This is a genomic window from Nonomuraea aridisoli (assembly GCF_003236395.1).
Classification (GTDB): Bacteria; Actinomycetota; Actinomycetes; order Streptosporangiales; family Streptosporangiaceae; genus Nonomuraea; species Nonomuraea aridisoli.
The window spans coordinates 1-23,923 of sequence record NZ_POUD01000073.1 but is presented as its reverse complement, the minus strand read 5'-3'; the positions used below and the strand labels follow the sequence as shown (position 1 = coordinate 23,923).

General features: G+C 71.4%; 22 protein-coding genes and 1 pseudogene. 14 read left to right on the top strand and 9 right to left on the bottom strand.

From position 1 onward, the window contains the following. Positions 1 to 2 precede the first annotated feature (2 nt). Both C1J01_RS19165 and C1J01_RS19160 read right to left on the bottom strand, forming a co-directional pair. Positions 3 to 215, bottom strand: coding sequence for a hypothetical protein (locus C1J01_RS19165; protein WP_111180346.1), 213 nt, complete (start codon positions 213 to 215; stop codon positions 3 to 5). A gap of 102 nt (positions 216 to 317) precedes the next feature. Next, a complete protein-coding gene (locus C1J01_RS19160; protein ID WP_111180345.1) occupies positions 318 to 1,331 on the bottom strand; it encodes a phosphotransferase family protein in 1,014 nt (337 codons plus the stop codon). Between the two features lie 95 nt (positions 1,332 to 1,426). Here C1J01_RS19160 and C1J01_RS19155 point away from each other — a divergent pair, with 95 nt between their 5' ends. Further along, positions 1,427 to 2,299: an ROK family protein gene (locus C1J01_RS19155; protein WP_111180344.1), complete on the top strand. Its 873-nt coding sequence runs from the start codon at positions 1,427 to 1,429 to the stop codon at positions 2,297 to 2,299. Here C1J01_RS19155 and C1J01_RS19150 read toward each other — a convergent pair. The 3 genes from C1J01_RS19150 to C1J01_RS19140 all read right to left on the bottom strand — a co-directional run bounded on the left by C1J01_RS19150 (position 2,285) and on the right by C1J01_RS19140 (position 6,817). Further along, complete coding sequence (locus C1J01_RS19150; RefSeq protein WP_111180359.1) at positions 2,285 to 3,070, bottom strand: enoyl-CoA hydratase-related protein; 786 nt, start codon at positions 3,068 to 3,070, stop codon at positions 2,285 to 2,287. The two genes, C1J01_RS19155 and C1J01_RS19150, sit on opposite strands and share 15 nt — an antisense overlap. 42 nt (positions 3,071 to 3,112) lie before the next feature. Next, positions 3,113 to 5,278 carry a serine/threonine protein kinase gene (locus C1J01_RS53135; RefSeq protein ID WP_181448847.1) on the bottom strand — a complete coding sequence of 722 codons (2,166 nt, stop codon included), beginning with the start codon at positions 5,276 to 5,278 and terminating at the stop codon, positions 3,113 to 3,115. Between the two features lie 177 nt (positions 5,279 to 5,455). Next, complete coding sequence (locus tag C1J01_RS19140; protein ID WP_235854530.1) at positions 5,456 to 6,817, bottom strand: FAD-binding oxidoreductase; 1,362 nt, start codon at positions 6,815 to 6,817, stop codon at positions 5,456 to 5,458. A 70-nt stretch (positions 6,818 to 6,887) separates the two neighbouring features. Here C1J01_RS19140 and C1J01_RS19135 point away from each other — a divergent pair, with 70 nt between their 5' ends. Then, positions 6,888 to 7,442 carry a hypothetical protein gene (locus tag C1J01_RS19135; RefSeq protein ID WP_111180342.1) on the top strand — a complete coding sequence of 185 codons (555 nt, stop codon included), beginning with the start codon at positions 6,888 to 6,890 and terminating at the stop codon, positions 7,440 to 7,442. 10 nt (positions 7,443 to 7,452) lie between these two features. Here the strand turns inward: C1J01_RS19135 and C1J01_RS19130 are convergent, their stop codons facing one another. Beyond that, positions 7,453 to 8,658 (bottom strand): aspartate aminotransferase type Ic, encoded by a 1,206-nt coding sequence (locus tag C1J01_RS19130; protein ID WP_181448846.1) that lies wholly within the window; start codon positions 8,656 to 8,658, stop codon positions 7,453 to 7,455. Between the two features lie 214 nt (positions 8,659 to 8,872). Here C1J01_RS19130 and ctaD point away from each other — a divergent pair, with 214 nt between their 5' ends. From ctaD to C1J01_RS19090, 8 genes are all read left to right on the top strand, one after another. Next, complete coding sequence (gene ctaD, locus C1J01_RS19125; protein ID WP_111180340.1) at positions 8,873 to 10,591, top strand: aa3-type cytochrome oxidase subunit I; 1,719 nt, start codon at positions 8,873 to 8,875, stop codon at positions 10,589 to 10,591. Positions 10,592 to 10,666: 75 nt separating this feature from the next. Then, positions 10,667 to 10,900 carry a hypothetical protein gene (locus C1J01_RS19120; RefSeq protein ID WP_111180339.1) on the top strand — a complete coding sequence of 78 codons (234 nt, stop codon included), beginning with the start codon at positions 10,667 to 10,669 and terminating at the stop codon, positions 10,898 to 10,900. Between the two features lie 5 nt (positions 10,901 to 10,905). Continuing rightward, positions 10,906 to 12,639, top strand: coding sequence for a fumarate reductase (quinol) flavoprotein subunit (gene frdA, locus C1J01_RS19115; protein WP_220039987.1), 1,734 nt, complete (start codon positions 10,906 to 10,908; stop codon positions 12,637 to 12,639). After that, complete coding sequence (sdhB, locus tag C1J01_RS19110) at positions 12,632 to 13,372, top strand: succinate dehydrogenase iron-sulfur subunit (RefSeq protein WP_328589650.1); 741 nt, start codon at positions 12,632 to 12,634, stop codon at positions 13,370 to 13,372. The genes frdA and sdhB overlap by 8 nt, the downstream gene beginning before the upstream one ends. 20 nt (positions 13,373 to 13,392) lie before the next feature. Beyond that, on the top strand, positions 13,393 to 13,788 hold the full coding sequence (locus C1J01_RS19105; protein ID WP_111180358.1) for a fumarate reductase subunit C: 396 nt from the start codon (positions 13,393 to 13,395) through the stop codon (positions 13,786 to 13,788). Beyond that, positions 13,788 to 14,147 (top strand): fumarate reductase subunit FrdD, encoded by a 360-nt coding sequence (gene frdD / locus C1J01_RS19100; RefSeq protein ID WP_111180337.1) that lies wholly within the window; start codon positions 13,788 to 13,790, stop codon positions 14,145 to 14,147. Before C1J01_RS19105 ends, frdD begins: the two co-directional genes overlap by 1 nt. A 112-nt stretch (positions 14,148 to 14,259) precedes the next feature. Then, the gene (locus C1J01_RS19095; RefSeq protein WP_111180336.1) at positions 14,260 to 17,013 is read left to right on the top strand and encodes an immune inhibitor A domain-containing protein; all 2,754 of its coding nucleotides are present in this window, start codon (positions 14,260 to 14,262) and stop codon (positions 17,011 to 17,013) included. Positions 17,014 to 17,239: 226 nt separating this feature from the next. Continuing rightward, the gene (locus C1J01_RS19090; protein WP_111180335.1) at positions 17,240 to 18,178 is read left to right on the top strand and encodes a diacylglycerol/lipid kinase family protein; all 939 of its coding nucleotides are present in this window, start codon (positions 17,240 to 17,242) and stop codon (positions 18,176 to 18,178) included. 4 nt (positions 18,179 to 18,182) lie between these two features. Here the strand turns inward: C1J01_RS19090 and C1J01_RS19085 are convergent, their stop codons facing one another. From C1J01_RS19085 to C1J01_RS53125, 3 genes and pseudogenes are all read right to left on the bottom strand, one after another. Beyond that, the gene (locus C1J01_RS19085; RefSeq protein WP_111180334.1) at positions 18,183 to 18,950 is read right to left on the bottom strand and encodes an SWIM zinc finger family protein; all 768 of its coding nucleotides are present in this window, start codon (positions 18,948 to 18,950) and stop codon (positions 18,183 to 18,185) included. 2 nt (positions 18,951 to 18,952) lie between these two features. Then, entirely contained in the window at positions 18,953 to 20,665 is a 1,713-nt protein-coding gene (locus tag C1J01_RS53130) for a DEAD/DEAH box helicase (RefSeq protein WP_268958724.1), read from the bottom strand. Positions 20,666 to 20,774: 109 nt separating this feature from the next. Beyond that, a pseudogene (locus tag C1J01_RS53125) lies at positions 20,775 to 20,879 on the bottom strand (SNF2 helicase-associated domain-containing protein); the annotation flags it as partial. A gap of 251 nt (positions 20,880 to 21,130) precedes the next feature. On the opposite strand from C1J01_RS53125, the gene C1J01_RS52230 reads away from it, so the two are divergent. The 4 genes from C1J01_RS52230 (at position 21,131) to C1J01_RS19070 (ending at position 23,804) form a co-directional block, all read left to right on the top strand. Next, the gene (locus C1J01_RS52230; RefSeq protein ID WP_235854529.1) at positions 21,131 to 21,718 is read left to right on the top strand and encodes a hypothetical protein; all 588 of its coding nucleotides are present in this window, start codon (positions 21,131 to 21,133) and stop codon (positions 21,716 to 21,718) included. Between the two features lie 236 nt (positions 21,719 to 21,954). After that, a complete protein-coding gene (locus C1J01_RS49930) occupies positions 21,955 to 22,119 on the top strand; it encodes a hypothetical protein (protein ID WP_181448845.1) in 165 nt (54 codons plus the stop codon). Positions 22,120 to 22,181: 62 nt separating this feature from the next. Then, positions 22,182 to 22,562: a phage holin family protein gene (locus tag C1J01_RS19075; protein ID WP_111180333.1), complete on the top strand. Its 381-nt coding sequence runs from the start codon at positions 22,182 to 22,184 to the stop codon at positions 22,560 to 22,562. A 93-nt stretch (positions 22,563 to 22,655) separates the two neighbouring features. Next, positions 22,656 to 23,804 (top strand): DUF3618 domain-containing protein, encoded by a 1,149-nt coding sequence (locus C1J01_RS19070; RefSeq protein WP_111180332.1) that lies wholly within the window; start codon positions 22,656 to 22,658, stop codon positions 23,802 to 23,804. The last annotated feature ends 119 nt before the right edge of the window (positions 23,805 to 23,923 follow it).

The window sequence follows — 23,923 nt, the reverse complement described above, 5'->3', positions numbered from 1 at the left end:
GTTCAGGCGTCGGGCAGGACCCGGCGGGCGATTTCGGTGAGGAGCTCGCGGGGCACCTCGACCGCGGTCTCGCCGTCGAGCACGTCGCGCAGGTCCGCGAGCGCCTCGGCGTCGGTGACCTGCATGCCTTGCACGACGATGGTGCCGCGGTCGGTCTCGTACAGGGTGGGGCAGGCGCCCGCCTCCGAGAGAGAGCCGAGGAACCGCATGCGCATGACGATCCTTCCCCGTCGACGACTGCAATTGCGCGCAATTCTACGCCGCAGGGGGATGTTTGCGATCGATTACCTCGAAATCGTGATATGTCGTGATTTATCTCAATCCAACGCGCCCCCCATGAACTCCTGCGCCCGCTCGAACAGCCCCAGCGTCGTCGCGTGCAGCAGGTCGCCGATGTCCTTCGGCGCCTTCCCCGCGAACGCGCGGGCGTGCGTGCCCTCCAGCACGATGCCCAGCTTGAAGCAGGCCATGACCGCGTACCAGTCGATGGACGACAGATCGCGGTCCGACAGCGCCGCGTAGTACGCGATGAGCTCCTTCGGCTGCGGCAGCCCCGGCACGTGGTTGTTGCCGGGCTGCCACATGGCCACCATCCAGCCGAGGTCGACCAGCGGGTCGCCGATCGTGCACATCTCCCAGTCCACGATCGCGGCCACGCGCGGCCCGTCCCAGGCGAACATCAGGTTGGCGAAGTGGTAGTCGCCGTGCATGATGCCGGGCGTGAACGTCTTGGGCAGGTGGCGGGTCAGCCAGTCGGCCGTCTCCCGCAGCCCCGGGATGTCGGGCCCGGGGTAGCCGTCGAGCTCGCCGTAGGAGTCGAGCTCCTTGAGCCAGCGCGGCACCTGCCGCTCCAGGAAGCCCTCCGGCCGGCCGAACCCCGGCAGCACCGCGGGATCGACCCGCCCCAGCTCGGCCAGCGCCGCCGCGGCCTCCAGCCCCATCCGGTGCCTGATCGCCACGTCGCTCGCGTGCGGCTCGGGCAGGCCCGTCGAGGGGTTGAACCCGTCCACCGGCTCCATCAGGTAGAAGACCGGCTCCTCGGCAATCTGCGCGGCCACCAGCTGGGGCGCGGCGACGGGCGTGTCGCGCAGCGCCGCCAGCACCCGCGCCTCGCGGCGCAGCACCTCGTTGCTCTTCGCGCGGGCGTGCAGCGGAGGCCGGCGCAGCACGTACGGGCGGCCGCCGCGCTCGAAGCGCACCATGACGTTCTGCGTTCCGCCCTGGACCGGCGTGGCGCCCGTGATCGGGCCGCCCGGCAGCCCCTGGGCGTCCATCCACGCGCCGAGCGCGTCGAAGTCGACGGCGCCGACGTCGATGTGGGTGGTGGACATGAACCGCCCTTCGACCGAAGGATATTCTAGTCGCCGACCCTATGAGAGCCCCGCGCACAAGGTCAACCCGGACCGCGTGAGGGAGAGGACGGCGGATGGACTGCGTGGCCGCGGTGGACGTCGGCGGCACCACGATGAAGGGCGGCCTGGTCGCCAGGCACGGCACGCTGCTGCGGGTCGAGCGGCGGCCGACGCCCCGCGCCGAGGGGCCGCAGCGGGTGGTCGCCGCGATCTCCGGCTTCGTCGCCGACCTCGCCGAGCCCGGCGCGGGGACGCGCCCGCTCGCCGTCGGGGTGGCCGTTCCCGGCCTGGTCACGCCCACGCACGCGGTGTTCGCCGCGGCGTTCGGGTGGCGCGACGTGCCCGCCGCCGCGTTCGCGGACGTGGACCTGCCGGTGACGCTCGGCCACGACGTCCGCTCGGCCGGGGAGGCGGAGCTGGCCCGCGGGGCCGGCGACGGCGACGTGCTCTTCCTGCCCGTCGGCACGGGCATCGCGGGCGCGATGACGTTGTCGGGATCGCTCTACGGGGGCGCGAACGGGTGGGCCGGGCAGATCGGGCACATCCCGGTGCGTCCGGACGGGCTCGCCTGCGGGTGCGGCCAGCGGGGCTGCCTGGCGGCGTACGCGTCCGGCGGGGCGATGGCGGCCCGCCTCGGCGTCCCCGGGGCCGCCGACGTGGTGCGGCTGGCTTCCGAAGGGGACGCCGAGGCCGTGCGCGTGTGGGCGGAGGCGGTCGAGGCGCTCGCGGTGGCGCTGGCGACGTACACGCTGGTGGCCGATCCCGCGGCGATCGTGGTCGGCGGCGGGGTGTCACAGGCGGGCGACGCCCTGATCGTCCCGCTGCGCGAGCGCCTGGCCCACCGCCTCGGCTTCAGGCAGGCCCCGCGGGTACGGGCGTCCGCCCTAGGCCCGCTCGCCGGGCTGATCGGCGCGGGGCTGCTCGCCTGGCGGTCACTGGCCGGGTGACCCCGTGGGGACCCACTTGGGTGAGCGCTTCTCCATGAACGCCGCGATGCCCTCCTGACCCTCCTCCGAGGTGAACCGCTCGGCCGACAGCTCGGTCATCCGCCGCAGCCCCTCCTCGAACGACACCCGCGGCACCTCCCTGACCAGGCGCTTGGTGAGGGCCAGCGCCTCGGGACCGCCCTTCATCAGCATCTCGGCGTAGCGGGCGACGGTCGCGTCCAGCTCCTCCTCCGGCACCGCCCGCGACAGCAGCCCGATCTCGGCCGCCCGGGCGGCGTCGAACACCTCGCCGGTCAGGAAGTAGTCGGCCGCCGCGCGGGCGTCCACCCGCCGCAGCACCGGAACGGAGATCATCGCGGGGACGACGCCGAGGCGCACCTCGGTGAAGGAGAACGACGCCGTCAGCGGCGCGATCGCGAAGTCGCACGCCGCCACCAGGCCCAGGCCGCCCGCCCTGGCGGTGCCGTTGAGCCGGCAGATCACCGGCTTCGGGCTCTCCCAGAGCGTCCGCAGGATCTCCGGCAGCGAGGCGGTGACCGGCGCGTCCGGCCGGCCGTCCCCGGCGCGCTGCTCCTTGATGTCGGCCCCGGAGCAGAACACCGTGCCCGTCGCCGTCAGCACGATCACCCGGGCCTCCGGCTCGGCCAGCGCCCAGGCGAGCCGGTCGGCCAGATCGGCCAGCAGGCGCACGGACAGGGCGTTGCGGTTGGGCGGCGAGTCGAGCGTGACGGTCGCGACGCCGGCCGTCAGATCCTTGTGTACGAGGCTCATGCGCAGCACGCTACCCCGTGCCGATCAGGCCGCCGCCGGGGCTCAGCCGCAGTGGCTCCAGCCGGACTTCCAGCTCTTGGTGCCCCACGAACCGCCCCAGATCACGCACTTCTTCGCCGCGGGCAGGCGCAGCGGGCCCGCGTACGAGGTGAAGGCGCCCGGGTCGCTCGCGCTGGAGCCGCCCTTGACCTGGAGGATCGCGTTCATCTTGACCTTGCCGGGGTGCACCATGCGGGAGATCGTGATCACGCAGTTCTTGCCCGCACTGTTGTTGTACAGCAGGTAGATCGTGGCGTCCACGCCCAGCGAGTGGGAGTTGATGACCTGGTAACCGGCGCCGCACACGGTGGTCGGCTTGACCGTGTTGGGCTTCGGCGCGGGCGTCGGCTTCACCGTGGTGGGCTTGGCGGTCGGCTTGGTGCTGGGCTTGGTCGTCGGCGCCTTCGTGGGCGACGGGGCCGTCGTGGGCTCGTCGGACGGCGGCGTCGACGCCTCGTGACCGGGCTCGACGTTCGTGCGCTTCTTGCGGGTCTTCGTCGGTGACGGCGAGGGCTCCGAGCGCGGGGTGCCGACCGGCTGGCGGGGCACGTCCGTGACCACCTCGGGCACGTTGGCGACCGGCTTCTTGGTCTTCTTCTCGTCCTGCCCGGACTCGATGTCGAGGGTGGGCACCTCGTTCGCCGTGGGGATCTCGGGGACGGTGGTCTGACCGACCGGGGGCTCGCCCGGCTGTCCCGCCGCGCCCGAGCCGTCGCCGGAGGCTTCCCGGGAGGAGTTGCCCACGGCCACGACCGGGACCTCCTCCTTGCTGTTCGCCTGCACCACGACGGCGCCGGCGACCACGAGCAGGGCCGCGGCGGCGGCTCCGGTCAGCGCGAGGGTCAGCGTCCGCCGCTGCTTGGGCGGCACACCGTCACCCGGAGGCGAGCCCGCGGGACGCGCGCCGCCCTGCGGCGGCACACCACCGGGCGTTCCGGGCTGCGCCCCGAACGGCATCCCGGGCTGACCGCCGTGCACGGCCCCCGGCTGACCGCCCTGAGGGTGACCGGCGTACGGGCCGCCCTGGAGGCCGCCCGGTTGTGCGCCGTGCGGGGTGCCGGGCTGGCCGCCGTAGGGGGCGCCCGGGTGCGGCGGGAAGCCGTGGTTCTGGACGGCGGCAGCGGCGTGCCGGCCGTAGTCGCCCGTCTGCGGCGGGGCCGGGGCCACCGGGCCGGTCTGGGACGGGCCGCCGGCGACGTGGATCGGGTTCGGCTGGGTCCACGGGCCCGGGTAGACGTCCGGGCCCGAAGCCGGGGAAACCCCCGGAGCAGGCGCGGAAGGAGCAGGCGCGGAAGGAGCGGGCGCTGACGGGGTGGTGTCCGGGCGGCCGGCGACCGGTTCGACGGCGGCGTTGGGGGCGGGCTGGCCGGTGAGGCGGACGATGAGCTCGTCGGCGGTCGGGCGCAGGGCCGGGTCCTTCGACAGGCAGGCGGCCACCAGCTCCCCGAGCACGCCCTCCATGCCCCCGAGCTGCGGCTCCTCGTTCAGGATCCGGTTCATCACGACGGGGATGGAGTCGGAGCCGAACGCGGGCTTGCCCGTCGCGGCGTACACCATGGTGACGCCCCAGGCGAACACGTCGGCCTTCTCGGAGACCGCGGCCCCGCTGAGCTGCTCCGGCGCCAGGTAAGACGGCGTCCCCATCGCCATCCCGGTGGCCGTCGCGCCCGGGGAGTCGAGCGCGCGGGCGATGCCGAAGTCGATCACGACCGGCCCCTCGGGGCCCATCAGCACGTTGGCGGGCTTGAAGTCGCGGTGCAGGATGCCCGCCCGGTGGATGGCCGCGAGCGCGGTGGCCGTGCTGATCGCCAGCCGTTCCAGCGCCGCGCCCCGCCGCGGCCCCTCGTTGATGACGAGCTCACGCAGCGAAGGGCCCGGGACGTACTCGCTGACGATGTACGGGCGGCTGCCCTCGAGGTCGGCGTGGAGCACGGGCGCGGTGCAGAACCGGGCCACCCGCTGCGCCACGGCGACCTCGCGCAGGAAACGGGTCCTCGCGTCGGCGTCCGCCGCCAGGGCGTGGTGCAGGAGTTTGACCGCGACCTGCTCACCCGAGTCGCTCTTGCCCAGGTAGACAACGCCCTGGCCGCCCTCGCCGAGCCGGGCGACGATGTCGTACGCCCCCAGCCGCCGCGGGTCGTCCGCCGCCAACGGCTGGAACTGATTCACGTCGGACCCCCATCACAACCTCAACAGATGAGGCAAAACGCTACCAGCGGGACCCTTGTCAAGTCTGCCGCTCGTAACAGAACTTTCATGTTTTGACCAAAAAAGTCAGCCTTTTATCGCAGGTGGTGTGGTGAATCAGCAGACAGGTCACGTCTTGGTCAACTCAAGATCGTTAAGTCAAATGGCTTTACCCGGGTTCAGGATGCCGAGCGGGTCGAAGACGGCCTTGATGCCGTTCTGCACCTCGGCCGCCACCGGCCCCGCCTCCATGGCGAGCCAGCGCCGCTTCAGCAGGCCCACCCCGTGCTCGCCGGTGAGCGTGCCGCCGAGCCGCAGCGCGGTGGTGAACACCTCGTCCGCCGCGGCCCACACCTCCGCGGGCGGCTCGAGGGTGCCGTGGTCGAAGATGAAGACCGGGTGCAGGTTGCCGTCGCCGGCGTGGGCCGCCGTGGCGATCAGCACGCCGTGCCGCGCCGCCGCCTCCTCGATCGCGATGATCATCTCGGCGAGCTTGGACCGCGGCACGCACACGTCCTCGACCAGGCACGCGCCCATCCGCTCCTTGGCCCCGTACGCCAGCCGCCGGACCCCGATCAGCTCCTCGGCCTCCTCGGGGGTGGACGACACGGCCACGAACGACGCGCCGTTGTCCAGGCAGATCCGCTGCATGCGCTCGGCCATGGCCTGGCCGTCGGCGGCGTCGGACTGGCCGATCAGCATGGCCTGCGTCGCGTCCTCCAGCCCGATGTTGCGCCAGTCGTCGATGGCCTTGAGCGTGGTGCGGTCGAGCAGCTCCATGAGCGACGGCTGGCAGCCGGCCGCCATGATCGCCGACACGGCCGCGCCGGCGTCCCGCGGCGAGCCGAACTCGGCCGCGAACGTCGCCGGCGGCACGGCCGGCGCGCGGCGCAGCCGCACCGTGGCCGAGGTGATCACGCCGAGCGTGCCCTCAGAGCCGACGAACAGACCGGTCAGGTCGTAGCCCGTGACGCCCTTCATGGTGCGCCGGCCGGTGTTCAGGATCCGGCCGTCGGCCAGCACGACTTCGAGGCCGAGCGTGGAGTCCCTGGTCACGCCGTATTTGACGCACCGCAGCCCGCCGGCGTTGGTGGCCAGGTTCCCGCCGATCGTGGAGATCTCGTACGACGACGGGTCGGGCGCGTACATGAGGCCGTGCTCCCGGGCGGCCCGGTCGAGGTCGGCGGTGATCACGCCGGGCTCGACGACGGCGATCTCGTCGGCGGGGGAGAGCTCCTTGATCGCGGTCATCCTCGCCAGCGACAACACGATCACGCCGTCGCCCGCGACCGCCGCGCCCGCCAGGCCGGTGCCCGCGCCGCGCGGCACCACCGGCACCCGGTGCTCGGTGGCCCACTTCAGGGTGGTCACCACGTCGTCGCGGGAGGCGGCCAGCACCACACCGAGCGGCTTGCCGGGCGCCACGAACGTGCGGTCGCGGGCGTAGGAGTCGATCACGTCGGGGTCGGTCACGACGCGCGCTTCGGGCAAGGAGTTCACCAGGGCATCAATCGGTCTCACACAGTGAACTCTATGGTTTGCGCCGGACTTCCCTTACAGCCAAACTGCCCGGATGGATGTGAGGTGCCCGGTGTGTTCGGAGGCCGACCAGGTCCTCGCCGTCCCGGGCGTGGTCGCCGCGGGGACCACGTACAAGATCGGGCGGGTGCGCTTACCGGGCGCGCGCGAGGTCGCCGACCTGCCGACGGCGGCGGCGCTGGGCGCGTCCCGGCACGTGATGAGCCGCACGCAACTGGCGGTCTGGCTGTCGTTCCCCAGCCGCCACTACACGCCCTGGGTGCGGAACCAGGGATACGTGCTGCTCCTCGTCGCGGCCCTCGTGCACCTGGTCATATCGCTGGTGATCGCGATGGGGCAGGACCCGAAGTGGGGAGAGGTGCTGCTGGCGCCGTTCTGCCTGACGGGCCTGTTCTGGATGTTCGGCCTGCTGAACGTGCTCGGCGCGCGCGGCGCCCGCCGCCGGGACGCGGCCGAGGCCACGGCCAGGGACAAGGCCCTGGCCGTGTGGGAGCGGCTGCGCTACTGCCCACGCGACAACGTGGCCTTCGAACCGGGCCTCGACATCGCGTTCCATCCGAGCGAGACGCGCGAATACCTCTTCGGCTTCCGTCCCGGCGCCCGGTGACCCGAGGCGGTCAGGCGCGCTCCTCGGCCACCAGCCGCACGCACACGGCCAGCCCCTCGATCGCCTGCTCCAGCTCGTCCAGCCCGGGGTAGGTCGGCGCGATCCTGATCGTCCGGTCGTCGGGGTCCTTCCCGTACGGGTGCGTCGCGCCCGCGGGCGTCAGCGCGATGCCGGCCGCCTTCGCCTTCGCCACCACCTCGGCCGCGTGCGGCACCTCCAGGCTGACGAAGTAGCCGCCCTTCGGGCTCGTCCAGCTCGCCAGGCCGCCGAGCCGCTCGGCCAGCACCTTGTCGACCAGCTCGAACTTCGGGCCGATCAGCTCGGCGTGCCGGCGCATGTGGGCCGCCACGCCCTCGGCGTCGCGCAGGAACTCGACGTGACGCAGCTGGTTGATCTTGTCGGGGCCGATGGACTGCTTGGCGGTGTTGCGCAGGAACCACTCGACGTTCGCCGGCGAGGAGCCGAAGAACGACACCCCCGCGCCCGCCAGCGTCACCTTGGAGGTGGAGGCGTAGACGAACACCCGGTCCGGGTGGCCGTGCTCGGCGCTGAGGGCCAGCACGTCGGCCAGCTCGGCCGGGGTGTCGGTGAGGTGGTGCACCGCGTACGCGTTGTCCCAGAAGATTCGGAAGTCGGGCGCCGCCGTCGGCATGGCGGCCAGCCGGCGGACCGTCTCGTCGCTGTAGACGACGCCGGTCGGGTTGCTGTACTTCGGCACGCACCACATGCCCTTGACGCTCGCGTCGGCGGCGACCAGGCGCTCGACGGCGTCCATGTCGGGGCCCTCGGCCGTCATCGGGACGGCGACCATCCTGATGCCGAGCCGCTCGCAGATCGTGAAGTGCCGGTCGTAGCCGGGGACGGGGCACAGGAACGTGATCTCCGGCTCCTCGATCCACCGGCGCGCGGCGCCCGGCAGCGGGCTCAGCAGCGCGTGCACCACGGTGTCGTGCATGAGCGCGAGGCTCGCGTTGCCGCCGACGACCAGCCGGTCCGCGGGCACCTGCAGCAGCGGCGCGAACAGCTCGCGCAGCTCCGTCAGGCCCTGCAGGTTGCCGTAGTTGCGGGCGTCGCTGCCGTCGGCCGCGCGGTAGGACGTCGGCAGCCGCAACATGTCGTTGGAGAGGTCGAGCTGGCTCGGCGACGGCTTGCCCCTGGTGAGGTCGAGCGAGAGCCCACGCTGGACGAGGGCGGCGTAGTCACGCTGAGCGGTCACGATCTTCTCCTCCGAGTCGGTCCGGCTTGAAGGATAGAAGATGGCGCGCCGTGGCCCGGCGAACTTCCGTCATGTGGACGCATGTGGACGCATGTGGACGCCGGGCGCAAAAGTCCTGGCGGCAGATGGCAAAAGACGGCTTCCCCCGCGTCGCGGCTTGGCGTGCAATGGGTAGATCGGGGCAGGCACAACTCCGTACAGGAGGGGAGCAGCCGTGACGACTGTTCGCGAGACCACGATCGAGCAGGTCAGGCGCCGCCGCACCGGGACCGTCATAGCCTCCTGGCTGTCGACCACCGACCACAAGGTCATCGGGTACCTGTACCTGATCTCCTCGTTCGGGTTCTTCCTCATCGCCGGCGTCATGGCCATGGTCATCCGGGCCGAGCTCGCCGCGCCCGGCATGCAGCTCGTCAGCCAGCAGCAGTACAACCAGCTGTTCACCGTGCACGGCACGGTGATGTTGTTGTTGTTCGCCACCCCGCTGTTCGCCGGGTTCGCCAACGTCATCATGCCGCTGCAGATCGGCGCGCCCGACGTCGCCTTCCCGCGGCTGAACGCGGTGTCGTACTGGTTGTTCCTGTTCGGCGGGCTGATGGTGCTGATCGGCTTCTTCACGCCCGGCGGCGCGGCCGACTTCGGGTGGTTCGCCTACACGCCGCTGTCGTCGTCGGTGTACTCGCCGCAGATCGGCGGCGACTTCTGGATCATGGGGCTCGCGCTGTCCGGCCTCGGGACGATCCTCGGCTCGGTCAACTTCATCACCACGATCATCGGCATGCGCGCGCCCGGCATGACGATGTTCCGCATGCCGCTGTTCACCTGGAACGTGCTGCTGACCGGCCTGCTGGTGCTGCTGGCCTTCCCCGTGCTGGCCGCCGCGCTGCTGGTGCTGGAGGCCGACCGCAAGCTCGGCACGCAGGTCTTCGTCGCCGAGAACGGCGGGCCGCTGATCTGGCAGCACCTGTTCTGGTTCTTCGGCCACCCCGAGGTGTACATCATCGCGCTGCCGTTCTTCGGCATCATCACCGAGGTCATCCCGGTCTTCAGCCGTAAGCCCATCTTCGGCTACATGGGGCTGGTGGGCGCGACGATCACGATCGCGGGCCTGTCGATGACGGTGTGGGCGCACCACATGTTCCCGACCGGGCAGGTGCTGCTGCCGTTCTTCTCGTTCATGACGTTCCTCATCGCGGTGCCGACCGGGGTGAAGTTCTTCAACTGGATCGGCACGATGTGGCGCGGGCATCTGACCTTCCAGTCGCCGATGTTGTTCGCCGTGGGCTTCCTGGTGACGTTCCTGCTCGGCGGGCTGACCGGGGTCATCCTGGCCTCGCCGCCGCTCGACTTCCACATCACCGACACCTACTTCGTGGTGGCCCACTTCCACTACGTCGTCTTCGGCACCGTGGTGTTCGCCATGTTCGCCGGCTTCTACTTCTGGTGGCCGAAGATGACCGGGCGGATGCTCGACGACCGGCTCGGCAAGGTGCACTTCTGGACGCTGTTCGTCGGCTTCCACACCACGTTCCTCGTCCAGCACTGGCTGGGGGCGGCCGGCATGCCGCGCCGCTACGCCGACTACGGCGTGGCCGACGGCTTCACCTTCCTCAACCAGCTCTCCTCGGTGGGGGCGTTCCTGCTGGGCGCCTCGACGCTGCCGTTCCTCTACAACGTCTTCAAGACCGCCCGGCGCGCGCCGAAGGTCACCCTCGACGACCCGTGGGGCTACGGCAACTCGCTGGAGTGGGCCACGAGCTGCCCGCCGCCCCGGCACAACTTCACCAGCATCCCGCCCATCCGATCCGAGCGGCCCGCGTTCGACCTGCACTACCCCCGCGTGCCGCCGGACGAGGCCCCCGACGCCGAACCGCCCGAGCCGGGGCCGCGCCCGGGGGACGAGCCGAAGGCCCCGGAGGGCACGCGCTCCTGACGGGTTCGCGACCTAGCCGGGGCGCCCGGTTGGTGCTTGTGTGGAGGTGACTCCGCCCCCCGAGGGAGACCGGCGATGACTGGAACGCGAACTCCCTTCGCCCCCGAGACGGCGCCCTGCGGCAGGAAGGTCGGCGGTGAGCGCTTCATGGAGGACGACGGCTACGGCCTGCTGATCCGCGACTGGTTCTACACCTGCGGCTGCCGCCGCATCCGCCACGAGTACCACGACGGCAGCATCCACATGTCCGCTGTCCGCCACGACGGCAAGCGCATCAAGGACCAGGCCGAGCCGGATCGAGGGAAATGACGGACATGATCGATGTGCTCATCGTCGGAGGCGGCGGGGCGGGGCTGCGGGCGGCCGTGGCGGTGGCCGAGACCGATCCGGCGCTGAAGGTGGCGGTCGTGTCGAAGGTGTATCCGATGCGCAGTCACACCGTCTCCGCCGAGGGCGGCGCGGCGGCGGTGATCGGCCTCGGCGACACGCTCGACGAGCACTGCTACGACACGATCTCCGGCGGCGACTGGCTGTGCGACCAGGACGCGGTCGAGGCGTTCGTGGCCGAGGCGCCGCGGGAGCTGATCCAGCTGGAGCACTGGGGCTGCCCGTGGAGCCGCGAGCGCGACGGCCGGGTGGCCGTGCGGCCGTTCGGCGGGATGAAGAAGATGCGCACGTGGTACGCCGCCGACAAGACCGGCTTCCACCTGCTGCACACCCTCTTCCAGACCACCCTGAAATATCAGGACATCATCAGGTACGACGAGTGGTACGTCACCAAGCTCGTCGTCGACGACGGCCGCGTGCACGGCGTCGTGGCCGTCGAGATCAGGACCGGCCGCGTCGAGACCATCCCCGCCCGGACCGTCGTCCTGGCCACCGGCGGCTGCGGCCGGGCCTTCCCCTTCACCACGAACGCCGCCATCAAGACCGGCGACGGCATGGCCCTGGCCTACCGGGAGGGGGCGCCGCTGAAGGACATGGAGTTCGTCCAGTACCACCCCACCGGGCTGCCGTTCACCGGCATCCTCATCACCGAGGCGGCCAGGGCCGAGGGCGGCTGGCTGATCAACAAGGACGGCTACCGCTACCTGCAGGACTACGACCTCGGCACCCCCACGCCCGAGCCGACGCTGCGCAGCATGGAGCTGGGCCCGCGCGACCGGCTCTCGCAGGCGTTCGTGCACGAGCAGCGCAGGGGCCGCACCGCCGACACCCCGTACGGGCCGGTCGTCTACCTGGACCTGCGCCACCTCGGCGAGGAGAAGATCGAGCACCGCATCCCGTTCGTGCGCGAGCTGTGCCGCAGCTACCAGAACCTCGACCCGGTGAGCGACCTCATCCCGGTGCGCCCGGTCGTGCACTACATGATGGGCGGCGTCCACACCGACCTCGACGGCGCCACCACCGTCGCCGGGCTGTACGCGGCGGGGGAGACGGCGTGCGTGAGCATCAACGGCGCCAACCGGCTGGGCTCCAACTCACTGCCCGAGATCCTCGTCTTCGGCCGCCGGGCGGGAATCGCCGCCGCCGAGTTCGCCCGCTCGCACCGGGAGGCAGAGCCGGCGGCCGTGCACAGCCAGGGGGAGGACGAGCGGCGCCGGCTGGCACGCGCGCGCGAGGGCGGCGGGAACGGCGGCCGGATCGCCGACCTGCGCGAGGAGATGCAGCACACCCTCGAAGGGGCGGCCGGCATCTACCGCAGCGGCGACGTGCTGGCCAAGGCCGCCGACACGCTGGCCGGGCTGCGCGAGCGCGCCGAGGAGGCCCGCGTCGAGGACGGCAGCACCACGTTCAACACCGAGTTGATCAACCTGCTGGAGCTGCACGCCATGCTGGAGGTCGCGCAGACGATCGTGGCCTGCGCGCTGAACCGGCGCGAGTCGCGCGGCGCGCACCAGCGCACCGACCACACCGACCGCGACGACGCCGCCTACCTGGCCCACTCGCTGGTGCACCGCGCCCCCGACGGCACCCCGTCGGTGGGGCTGCTGCCCGTGACGATCACCCGCTGGGCTCCGGGAGAGAGGGTCTACGGCCGTGACTGACAGCGCTGAGACGCCGGTGATCCGGATGGAGGTCGCCCGGTACCGGCCCGGCGAGGACGCCGAGCCGGTGTTCCAGGCGTACGACGTGCCGCTCATGGACGACTGGGCGGTGCTCGACGGGCTCACCCACATCAAGGACCGGCTCGACGGCAGCCTGTCGTTCCGCTGGTCGTGCCGGATGGGCGTGTGCGGCTCGTGCGGCATGACGGTCAACGGCGAGGCCAGGCTGACCTGCGGCACCTTCCTCACCGAGTACGCCCCCGGCCCGGTGCGGATCGAGCCGCTCAAGGGGTTCCCGGTGATCCGCGACCTGGTCGTGGACATCGACGACTTCCTGGCCAAGCTGTCGTCGGTGCGGCCCTGGCTGGTCAGGGAGGGCGAGGAGCCGCCGCTGACCGCCGAGTACGCCCAGACGCCCGAGCAGCTGGAGGCGTACAAGCAGTACAGCATGTGCATCAACTGCCTGCTGTGCTACTCGGCCTGCCCCGTCTACGTGCTCGACCCCGACTTCCTCGGCCCGGCCGCGATCGCGCTGGCCCAGCGCTACAACCTGGACTCGCGCGACATGGACGACCGCTTCGACGTGCTCAACCTGGAGGACGCGGTGTGGGGGTGCACGTTCGTCGGCGAGTGCACCAAGGTCTGCCCCAAGCACGTCGACCCCGCCGAGGCCATCCAGCGCTACAAGGTGAGCGCCGCGCTGCGCTCGGTGCTGCCGTGGAGCCGGCGATGACGCGGGAGATGACAGGCGGGATGACGGGGGACACGCGCGCGGACGCCTACCGGCCGCGCCGCGACCGGCTCTGGTTCACCCGCAGCCGCGGTTACACCGTGTTCGTGCTGCGCGAGCTGACGAGCGTCTTCGTGGCCTGGTCGATCGTCTTCCTGCTGATGCTCGTCGACGCCGTGCTGGGCGGGAGCCTGCCGGAGTTCGCCGCGCTGGCCGCGCGGCCGTGGATGATCGCCCTGAACGTGGTGGCGCTGGCCGCGACGGTCTTCCACGCGGTCACGTTCCTCAACCTCGCGCCGAAGGCCACGGTCGTCCGGCTGGACGGCCGGCGGGTGCCGGCCTGGATGATCCAGGGCGGCAACCACACGGCCTGGGCGCTGGTCTCGCTGCTGATCGCCTATGTCGTGCTGAGGTCGTGATGACGCCGAGGAGACGCACGCCGGAGCCGTACCTGTGGCTGCTGTTCACCGGCGGGGGAGTGGTGGCGGCGCTGGTGCTGCCGGTGGTCGTGCTGCTGTTCGGGGTGCTCATGCCGCTCGGCGTGGTGGACTGGCCGGACGCCGCCCACCTGCGGGCGCTGGCCGGCCACGGGCTCGTACGGATCGCGCTGGCGGTCGTCGTCGTGCTCTGTCTCTTCCACGCGGCGCACCGGCTCCGCTTCACCAGCGAGGAGCTGCTCGGCATCGGCCGGTTCGACCGGCTGATCGCGGTGGTGTGTTACGGCGGCGCGCTCGCCGGCAGCATCGTCGCGGTGAGAATGATGACCTATATGTCGTAGTTTGATCACGTTTACACAACGGCCTTTACGCTGAGTTTACCTACCCTCTAACGTCCGGCATTGCACTCTTCATGGCCGATTGCCCGGAGACCCCGGGCAGAGAGGGTTCCCGGTGCCCAGCACGAAGCGCCTGTTAGCAGCTTTCCCCGTGGTCGCCCTCCTGGGCGCCGCACTGTCCGCGCCACCCGCCCAGGCGGAGTCCGTCGCCCGCTACCAGCCGACGGCCGCGGACCACTACATCAACTACGCGCCCCCGAGCGTCGAGAGGGACCCGCAGGAGCCCACCCTCAACAACGCCAAGGCGCGGTCGCTGTCTCCGGCCGAGAAGTTCGACCGCAAGTTCTCCAGCGGCAACCCGGCGGCCGGCCGCATCCTCGCCGCCCGCGAGAACGAGGCCATCAGGACCGGCCGCAACCCGGCGGACTGGATCTTCAAGAAGTCGAAGCAGGTCCGTACGGCCAAGCTCCTCACGATCCTCGTCGAGTTCAACGAGCAGGCCAACGACGACTTCTCCGGCTACAACCGCTTGCGCACGGTCAACAGCGCCCCGAACGACTGCGTCGTCGAGCCGCCTGGCACGTTCCTCAACGGCCCGCTGCACAACAACATCCCCGACCCGGCGACCCTGCCGGCCAAGGACAACAACTCCTTCTGGGTCGAGGACTTCAGCACCGAGCACTTCAACAAGATGCTCTACACCGACAAGGGCATCACCGAGCGCGTCCGTCCCGACCTGAAGGACCCGCGTGACGGCAAGCGCGGCATCGACATCTCCGGCCACACCCTGAAGCGGATGTACGAGGAGATGTCGAAGGGCGCCTACTCCGTCACCGGCTCGGCGGTCGGCTGGATCAAGGTCCCGCACTCCGAGGCCTGGTACGGCGCCGCGGCCTGCGGCGGCGCGCCCCAGGACATGTCCGGCCACCCGGACAACCCGCTCGGCGCCCAGCAGCTGCCGATCGACACCGTGAACGCCCTCGCCCAGGCCCAGCCCGACTTCCCGTGGGCCGACTACGACGTCGAGGACATCTCCGACGCCGACGGCGACGGCAACCACGCCGAGCCCGACGGCGTGATCGACCACCTGGTGCTGGTCCACGCCGGCAAGGACAAGTCGTCCGACGGCGGCGCCGAGGGCACGTACGCCATCTGGGCGCACTCCAGCGCGGTCGCCGGCGGCTACAAGATCCCCGGCAGCGACAAGAAGATCTCCAACTACATCGTGCAGCCGGAGGACGCCGGCGTCGGCGTCTTCGCCCACGAGTACGGCCACGACCTCGGCCTGCCCGACCTGTACGACACCACGGGCGCGGCCAGCTCCGCCGTCGACTTCTGGGACCTCATGTCCAGCGGCTCCCACTCCGGCCCGATCTTCCAGTCGATGCCGGCCCACATGGGCCTGTGGGACAAGTGGGTGCTCGGCTGGGCGAACCCGAAGGTGTTCGAGCCGGGCGACCGCGCCAAGGTCGTCACCGTCGGCCAGTCCTCGCGCACGCCGAAGCTCACCGAGGACGGCGTCCGCGTCAACCTGGAGTCGTCGCCGGTCAAGATGATCGACGTGCACAGCGGCTCGAACGCCTGGTGGAGCAACCTCGACCAGGAGTGGGCCAACCTGACGCTGACCCGCGACCTGCCCGTCCCCGCCGGTGACGATCTCAAGCTGTGGATGTGGAACAACTACGAGATCGAGCAGGACTGGGACTTCGGCTTCGTCGAGGTCTCCACGGACGGCGGCGAGACGTGGACCCAGCAGAAGGTCTACGACGAGGCCGGCAACGAGGTCAGCACGCCGGACGACTACGCCGACCCGTACAAGAACCTCGTCACCTTCGGCAACAAGAAGTACGGCCTCACCGGTGACACCGGCGGCGCCTGGCGGCACGACTACGTGAACCTGACGCCGTTCGCCGGCCAGACGATCAAGCTGCGGCTGACGTACAACACCGACGCCGCCTACCAGATGCGCGGCTGGCACGTCGACGACTTCGAGCTCACCAACGGCGGCACGGCCGTGTGGAGCGACGACGCCGAGAGCGACACCGGCTGGCTGCACATCGTCGGCACGTTCACCAACACCAGCGGCCAGGGCTGGACGCGTAACAACGGCGAGCGCGAGATCTCCCGGTTCTACCTGGCCGAGTGGCGCAACTTCGACGGCTTCGACAAGGGCCTGCAGTACACCTACGACACCGACTACCTGCGTGACGGCGCGTGGAAGGTGCAGAAGGTCAAGTACAACGCGCCCGGCCTGCTGGTCTGGTACCGCGACTCGACGTACATCAACAACAACGTCTACGACACCATCCAGACGCAGCCGAGCATCGGGCCCAAGGGCAGCCTGCTGATCGTGGACTCCCACTACGAGCCGCTGCGCCGCACGGGCGCGGCGGCCGAGAAGGACCCGCAGCTCAACAAGAACCTGCAGGGACGCGTCCAGACCTCGAACGCCGCGTTCGGGTTCGGCAAGACGTACCCGTTCAAGGAGTGCCTGGAGGCGGAGGACGAGCCGTTCAGCCAGTTCTGCACGGACTTCCCCGCGCAGAAGGGCGTCTCGACCTTCACCGACGCCAAGACGTGGTACCCGGGCATCGAGACGATCGACGGCGGTCTGTACTACCGCGACTTCGACGCCTCGGTGGTCGTGCCGTCGAAGGGCGACCAGGCGTACTCCACCCGCGTGGTGCACCAGGACGGCACCCCGGCCACGGAGCTGTACGGCCAGACGGTCGCCGGCTCCGTCCTCGGCACCGGCAACCCGGGTGACGAGGGCAAGGCCCTGGGCGTGCAGTTCAAGCTCCTGGCCCCCCTCCCGGGCAACGTGGGCGCCCTCGTCCACGTCGTCCCCCCACGCACCACCAAGAAGTAACCCACCGAACGGGGCCGCCCCCGAAGGGGCGGCCCCACCCCACCGCCGACGTTCCCGCCGAAGGATTGCCCGTTCCTGCTTCGGTCCCGCGTTATGTTGGCTTTTGGGAGGTTTGCAGAGGTGCCGGAGGGTGGGTTCTCAGGTTGCCCCGCACAGGAGCCCCCTAAGGTGGTCACGTTCAGCGACCGACCTCAGAGGGCACGCGGTGCCCTCTACGATGATGACCATGAGCCAACTGCGCGCCAAAGCCGAGCACACCGAGGCGATCCGGCGGGATCGCCGGGTGGCGGTGGTGGTGAACACTCGCTCGCGCCGCGGCCGTCGTCATTACTTCGAGGTGATCGAGCAGATCCACAACCTCGGGTTCGAGCCGCTGGCGGAGCTGTCGGTGTACAACCCCAAGAGGCTGCGCGACCTGCTCGACACGGCCCTGGCCACGGGGCCCGACCTGCTCATCGTGGGGGGCGGCGACGGCACGCTGTCGTCCGCCGTCCGTCATGTCGCCCATCGTGACGTCGCCCTGGGCGTGCTGCCGCTGGGCACGACGAACAATTTCGCCCGCAGCCTGGGCCTGCCGCTGGACCTGGCGGGGGCGATCAAGGTGTTCGACACCGGCAAGGTCGCCGACATCGACCTCGGCATGGCCGACGACCGGCCGTTCGCCAACCTGGCCAGTTTCGGGGTGTCGGTCGAGGTGGCGGGCAAGGTGAAGCCGTGGCTCAAGCGCATCCTGGGCCGCCCGGCCTACCCGCTCACGGCGCTGACGATCCTGCCGGGCCACCGGCCGTTCCGCGCGTACATCACGGTGGAGGGGCAGCGTCACGAGCTGCTCACCCACCAGCTCAACATCGCCAACGGCCGCTTCCACGGCGGCTGGCAGGTGGCGAAGGACATCAGCATCGACAACGGCATGCTCGTGGCCTACCAGCTCGGCTCGGGCAAGAAGTTGCGGCTGCTCGGCGAGACGCTGCTGCGGGCCACCAGCGGCCGCTGGCGCAGCCTCGCGGGCGGGCCGTTCGTGGTGGGCCGGGAGATGCTGCTGGAGACGGACCCGCCGATGGCCGCCGACGTCGACGGCGAGGTGCGGCTGCGCACGCCGATCCGGCTGCGGGTGGTGCCCAACGGCGTGCGGGTGATGGTGCCCGCCTCGTTCGAGGACCGCTGACCGCTCAGGCGTCCCCGAGTCTGCGGTACGCGGCGGTGAGCGGCCCGGTCAGGTCTCCGGGCGGCGGGAAGACCCGCGGCAGCAGGTCGGGGGCGGCGGCCGAGGGGCGGCGTTCGGGCCGGTGGGCGGTGGCGCCGGCGCTGTAGAAGTCGGCCAGCCGGTCGGCGAAGGGCACGTCCGCGACGGTCAGCAGGTCTCCCGCCGGCTCACCGGCCAGCGAGCCGAGCAGCTGCTCGCGCGTACGCCCGCGCCAGGCCAGCACCAGGAACGGGTCGTCGTCGAACGACTCGGCCAGCAGGTACAGCACAGCCGACAGGTGTTTGCACGGGAACCCCCAGTCGGGGCAGGAGCACTCCATGTCGAGGTCGCGCGGGAACAGGTCGATCCCCATCGCCGCGAACAACTCCTCGATCTCGTGCGGCATCTCGCCCGCCAGCAGCTTGGCCCGGTAGACGGCCTGCGCCCCGATGGACTCCTCGACGGCCGCCCAGCGCTCCTCGTCGTACGCCTCGATCCTGACGACGACGTCGTACGGGTCGGGCCGCGAGCCCTGGACGGCGGCGCGCACCTCGCCGGGGGACAGGTCGATGGACAGGACCTGGCCCTGCCGGGCGTAGGACCGCCCGCGCGAGAGGCGGCCCTTGTCGCAGACGCGCTCCAGGATGTCGATGAACCGGCGCGACCACCACGTGGAGCCGATGCTGCCGCGCCGCGAGCGGGCCTTGATGCCGCCCTCGACGCGGATGGGCCCGCCGCCGTCGTACCACGGCATGCTCACACCCCCTCGGCGGTCAGCTTGAAGACGTCGCGCAGCTCGTCGGTGGACAGGTCGGTCAGCCACTCCTCGCCGGCGCCGACGACCCGCTCGGCCAGGGCCTTCTTGCGTTCGATCATCTGGTCGACGCGTTCCTCCAGGGTGCCGGCGCAGATGAGCTTGCGCACCTGGACGTTCTTGCGCTGGCCGATCCGGAACGCGCGGTCGGTGGCCTGGTCCTCGACGGCGGGGTTCCACCAGCGGTCGACGTGGACGACGTGGTTGGCGGCGGTGAGGTTGAGCCCGACGCCGGCGGCCTTGAGCGAGAGCACGAACAGCATGGGCTCGGGGTCGTCCTGGAAACGGTCGACGAGGCGGTCGCGGGTCTTCTTGGGCAGCCCGCCGTGCAGCCAGAGCACCGGCCGGTCGAGCCGCTGGGCGAGGTACGGCTGCAACATCGCCCCGAATTCGGCATATTGCGTGAAAAGTAGCGCTTTTTCGCCTTCTGCGAGGATTTCTTCCGACAGCTGCTCCAACCGCGCCAGCTTGCCCGACCGGCCGGCCAGGCGGGAGCCGTCCTTGAGCAGGTGGGCCGGGTGGTTGCAGACCTGCTTCAGCTTGGCCATGGCCGACAACACCAGGCCCCGCCGCTCGATCCCCTCACTGCTGTCGATCCTGGTCAGCATGTCGTCCACGACCGCCTGGTAGAGGGTGGCCTGCTCAGTGGTCAGCGGGCACCACTCCTTGACCTCCAGCTTCTCCGGCAAATCAGAAATTACCGATTTATCGGTCTTGACGCGCCGGAGGATGAACGGCCCCGTCGCCCTCCTGAGTGCCTGGGCCGCCTGCTCGTCCTGCCGCGCCTCGATCGGCTCCTGGAACCGTGTCCTGAACCGGGTACGCGGCCCCAGCAGCCCGGGATTGGCGAACTCCATGATCGACCAGAGCTCGGCCAGGTGGTTCTCGACAGGGGTGCCCGTCAGCGCCAGCCGCGTGCCGGCCGGGATCGACCGGACGGCGCGGGCCTGCAGCGTGCTGCTGTTCTTGATCGCCTGCGCCTCGTCGCAGACGACCCTGCGCCAGGTGTGCGCCCTGAGCGTCTCCAGGTCGCGCTGGGCGGTGCCGTACGTGGTGATCACCAGGTCCGCCGCGCCGATCCGGGCGGCGTCGCGCCCGCTGCCGTGGTGGACGTACACCCGCAGCCCCGGCGCGAACCTGGCCGCCTCCCGCTGCCAGTTGCCCACCAGCGACATGGGACAGACCAGCAGCGTCGGGGCGTCGGCGCGCTCGCGGACGAGCAGCGCCAGCGTGGTGACCGTCTTGCCCAGCCCCATGTCGTCGGCCAGCACCCCGCCGAGGCCCAGCTCCGACAGGAAGCTCAGCCAGGCCAGCCCCCGCTCCTGGTACGGCCGCAGCCTCGCGTCCAGGCCCGGCGGCGTGCCCAGCGGGGTGAGCCGCCGCTCCGTCTGCCCGGACAGCAGGTCGCCGAGCACGCCGTCGGCGTCGACCTCCAGCAGCGGCAGCTCGTCGTCGTGGGCGATGATCTCGCGCAGCAGGTCGCCGGCGGGCGCCTGGCCCGAGCGAGCGGACTCCACGGCCCTGAGCGCCGCCTTGAGCTGCCGCTCGTCGAGCTCCACCCACTGGCCGCGCACCCGGACCAGCGGCACCTTGAGCCGGGCCAGCTCGGCCAGCTCCTCCTCGCTGATCGTCTCCTCGCCCACCGCCAGGTCCACCCGGAAGTCGACCAGCTCGCGCAGCCCCGAACCCCTGGCTCGCCGCCGCGGACTGCGCCTTGGCGCGGGTGGTGAGCTTCAGCCCGAGCCGCGTACGCCCGGCCCAGCGCGGCAGCTGCACCCCGAACCCGGCGGCCTGCAGCAGCGGCGCCGCCTGCCGCAGGAACGCGAACGCGCCCGCCGTGTCCAGCGCCAGCTCGCACGGCCGGGGCACGCGCAGGGCCCGGTCGAGCTCCGGATACAGCCGCACCGCCCGCCCCAGCCCGGCCAGCAGGTCGTGCTCCGGCCTGCCCGGCAGGCCCGTCACGGCCTCGCCGCTCCAGATACAGGCTGGGGTCGTCGGCGGCCTGCAACGCCAGCTCCACCCGCCAGCCGGCGGCCTCGGAGGGCGCGGGGGTCTCGGAGGCTGCGGCGGTCTCGGAGGGTGCGGTCTCGGAGGGTTCGGTCAGGCGGAAGCACACCCGTGTGGCGCCCTCGGCGGAGGCCACCGCGCCCCGCCACGCCTCCAGCTCGCGGCGCAGCGCGGGGACGTCGGGGCAGACGGGGGAGTCGCCGGTCAGCGCGGCCAGCCACCGCCCGGCCGGGGTCTCGGGCCGAGCGGTGAGAGGTTCGGTGAGCGTACGGCGGACGAGGGCGTCGGTGAACGCCTCCAGCGCCGCGCCGAGGACCTGCGCCGACGGCCGCTCGGCACGCCAGGCCCGGCAGACCGGCGGCATGGCGAGGGCCAGCTCCCGGGAGTACGCGGCGTCGGCCCCGGTGAGCACGGGCCGCCACACCGCCCGCCCCGTCGCGTCGGCGGCGGGCGCCAGCTGCGGGATGACGCGGCCCCGGCGTACCAGATCGTGGGCGAAGGCCGTGACGGCGGCCCAGTGGCGCATCGTCGCGGTGGCGGAGTGCTCCGCCGGGAGCCGCAGCGCCCGCGCGGCCGGCGGGACGACGGCGGGCACCCGCCACGCCCGCAGCCTCGGCCGGACGGTCTCCGTCTGCCGCCCGCTCTCCGGCGAGGGCAGCGGCTCCCGCACCGACCCGGGCAGCAACAGCTCCAGCTCGTAGGGCGGCGCGTCGTCCAGCCCGAGCACCGCGGCCACCTCGGCCGCGCCGGCCGCGAACGGATGGGCCCGCGCCTCCCGGGGCCTGCCCCCGGCGGCCGGGTGAGCGGACGTGGTCTCGGCCCAGAAGGCGAGCCCGTCGTCCGTCCAAACCGCGTGTACCAGCACGTCGGCAGGCTACCCCGGCCGACGGTAGATCGATTCCTTAATGAGCCGCCTTGGAAAGGGTAGGGTAAAGGTATGAACCCTCCCGGATCGTGGTGTGAGCGGCCCAAGCCGCAGGCTCCCTCGTGCGAGCTGCCCTCACCGTGGAGCAAGCCGAAGCGGCCCGCCGGCTGGTGCGAGGTCGAGAAGGACCCGGTGTTGTCCCTCCTCGGGAAGCTGATCAAGGCCGCCAAGCGCTGACCAGGTGATAGAAGACCTGTCCCGTGGGTAGTCGCCTTCCCCAGTGGAGGAGGCGAACGGTCGTGAACGACACCCACAAGCTGGTCAGTGATCTTTCCGAGCAGGTCTCCCGGCTCGTGAGGGACGAGCTCCGCCTGGCCAAGATGGAGCTCACGCAGAAGGGCAAGCGTGCGGGCTTCGGCGCGGGGCTGTTCGGTGCGGCCGGAATGGCCGCGTTCTTCGGCGGAGCCGCTCTCGTGGCCGCCGTCATCATGCTGCTCGCGCTCGTCATGCCCGGGTGGCTGGCCGCCGCCATCGTCGCGGTCGTGCTGTTCATCGCCGCCGCGGTGCTCGGGCTGACCGGCAAGAGCCAGGTCAAACGGGTCGGCCCACCGGTCCCGTCGGAGACCATCGCGAGCGTCAAGGCCGACATCGACCTGGTCAAGGAGAAGGCGCGGCGCTGAAGCCCGCCCTCGCAGCACGCCGGCATGCCCCCGATTCGCACGGGGCCGACTTTCTCGCCGGCTTGAGGGCAGTGGCTTCATCGGAGGTAATCGATGAGCGAGACCGATCCCGGATACAGCGATCAGCACGCCGGCAACGTCGGCGCCCACCGGGCGACCGTGGGCACGCCGACCGAGCGCGAGTCGATCAACGTTCCCCCGACCCGGGAGGGCGCGGCGGAGAACGCGCGCCGGGCGGAGGCCGCCCGTGAGGGACACGAGACCTTCGTCCCCGAGGCCCCCGTGCAGGACGAACGCACGGAGGCCGTGGAGCACCTGCGCCCCGAGGAGGAGTCCCTGCGGGGCACCCGTACGGGCGACCGGACACACGACGACCAGGCGGGGACCCGTACGGGCACCAGAAGGGAGAGCCGCAGGAGCAGACGGCGAGGGGAACGCGCGGAAGACGACGACGAAGGGGGCGACGTGCGCAGAGACATCGAGGAGACCAGGAGAGAGCTGGGGGAGACCGTCAGTGCCCTGGCCGCCAAGACCGACGTGAAGGCCCGGGCGGGGCATGCCGCCGAGGTGGCCAGGAGCAGGGCCGCCGGCGCGGCGGAGACCGTCAAGGGCAAGGCGTCACAGGTGGCGGGCAAGGTCCGGGGGACCGCCCCCGAACAGGTCAAGGCCGGCAGACGTCCGGTGCTGCTCGTCATGGCGGCGGGCGCGGTGACCGCTCTGGTGGTGCGCCGCATGATGCAGGGCCGCCAGACCGGGCGGCGGGTGACGTTCCGGCCCATGACCCGGCCGATGATGCGGGGCACGTCGAGGCGGAGCCCCATGCCGGCCTGGCGTCTCACGGGGAAGCGCCGCACGGCGGCGTGGCGTCCCCAGACGAGCCCGATGTCGGCGCTGCGCTCCAAGACGGGCAAGGGCCCGATGGGGGCGATGCGTCACAGGACCGGCAAGGGCCCGATGGCGGCCATGGGGCGGCGCCCCATGGTGACGTGGCGGTCCACGACGATGACGCGGCCCAGGATCGTGCTGCACCCCACCATGACCGACCGGCTCATGGCGGCGTGGCGCTCCAGCAGGGGACGGCGCCCGATGGTGACGTGGCAGTCCACGACGGCCAGGCGGCCGAGGATCGTCTGGCGTCCCACCATGCGTGACCGGCTCATGCGCATGATGTCGAGCCGGCGGCCCATGATGGGCAAGACCGGGATGTCGGCCGGGCAGCGGCTGGTCATGCGCGGCCGCTGAAACGGCAGGCAGGACCGCACCGGGGCGTCCCCCGCCGGGGGCGCCCCGGTAGCCTGCCAGGATGATGCGTCGAACGACCGCCTCCCTGCTGGTGACGGGGCTGGTGACGGGGCTGGCGG

What these genes read in the sequence shown, in the direction of transcription:
- C1J01_RS19165 (WP_111180346.1), bottom strand. Translation starts at nt 215, where the DNA reads ATGCGCATGCGGTTCCTCGGCTCTCTCTCGGAGGCGGGCGCCTGCCCC.
- C1J01_RS19160 (WP_111180345.1), bottom strand. Translation starts at nt 1,331, where the DNA reads ATGTCCACCACCCACATCGACGTCGGCGCCGTCGACTTCGACGCGCTC.
- C1J01_RS19155 (WP_111180344.1), top strand. Translation starts at nt 1,427, where the DNA reads ATGGACTGCGTGGCCGCGGTGGACGTCGGCGGCACCACGATGAAGGGC.
- C1J01_RS19150 (WP_111180359.1), bottom strand. Translation starts at nt 3,070, where the DNA reads ATGAGCCTCGTACACAAGGATCTGACGGCCGGCGTCGCGACCGTCACG.
- C1J01_RS19120 (WP_111180339.1), top strand. Translation starts at nt 10,667, where the DNA reads ATGACTGGAACGCGAACTCCCTTCGCCCCCGAGACGGCGCCCTGCGGC.
- frdA (WP_220039987.1), top strand. Translation starts at nt 10,906, where the DNA reads ATGATCGATGTGCTCATCGTCGGAGGCGGCGGGGCGGGGCTGCGGGCG.
- C1J01_RS19105 (WP_111180358.1), top strand. Translation starts at nt 13,393, where the DNA reads ATGACGGGGGACACGCGCGCGGACGCCTACCGGCCGCGCCGCGACCGG.
- frdD (WP_111180337.1), top strand. Translation starts at nt 13,788, where the DNA reads ATGACGCCGAGGAGACGCACGCCGGAGCCGTACCTGTGGCTGCTGTTC.
- C1J01_RS19090 (WP_111180335.1), top strand. Translation starts at nt 17,240, where the DNA reads ATGAGCCAACTGCGCGCCAAAGCCGAGCACACCGAGGCGATCCGGCGG.
- C1J01_RS19085 (WP_111180334.1), bottom strand. Translation starts at nt 18,950, where the DNA reads ATGCCGTGGTACGACGGCGGCGGGCCCATCCGCGTCGAGGGCGGCATC.
- C1J01_RS49930 (WP_181448845.1), top strand. Translation starts at nt 21,955, where the DNA reads ATGAACCCTCCCGGATCGTGGTGTGAGCGGCCCAAGCCGCAGGCTCCC.
- C1J01_RS19070 (WP_111180332.1), top strand. Translation starts at nt 22,656, where the DNA reads ATGAGCGAGACCGATCCCGGATACAGCGATCAGCACGCCGGCAACGTC.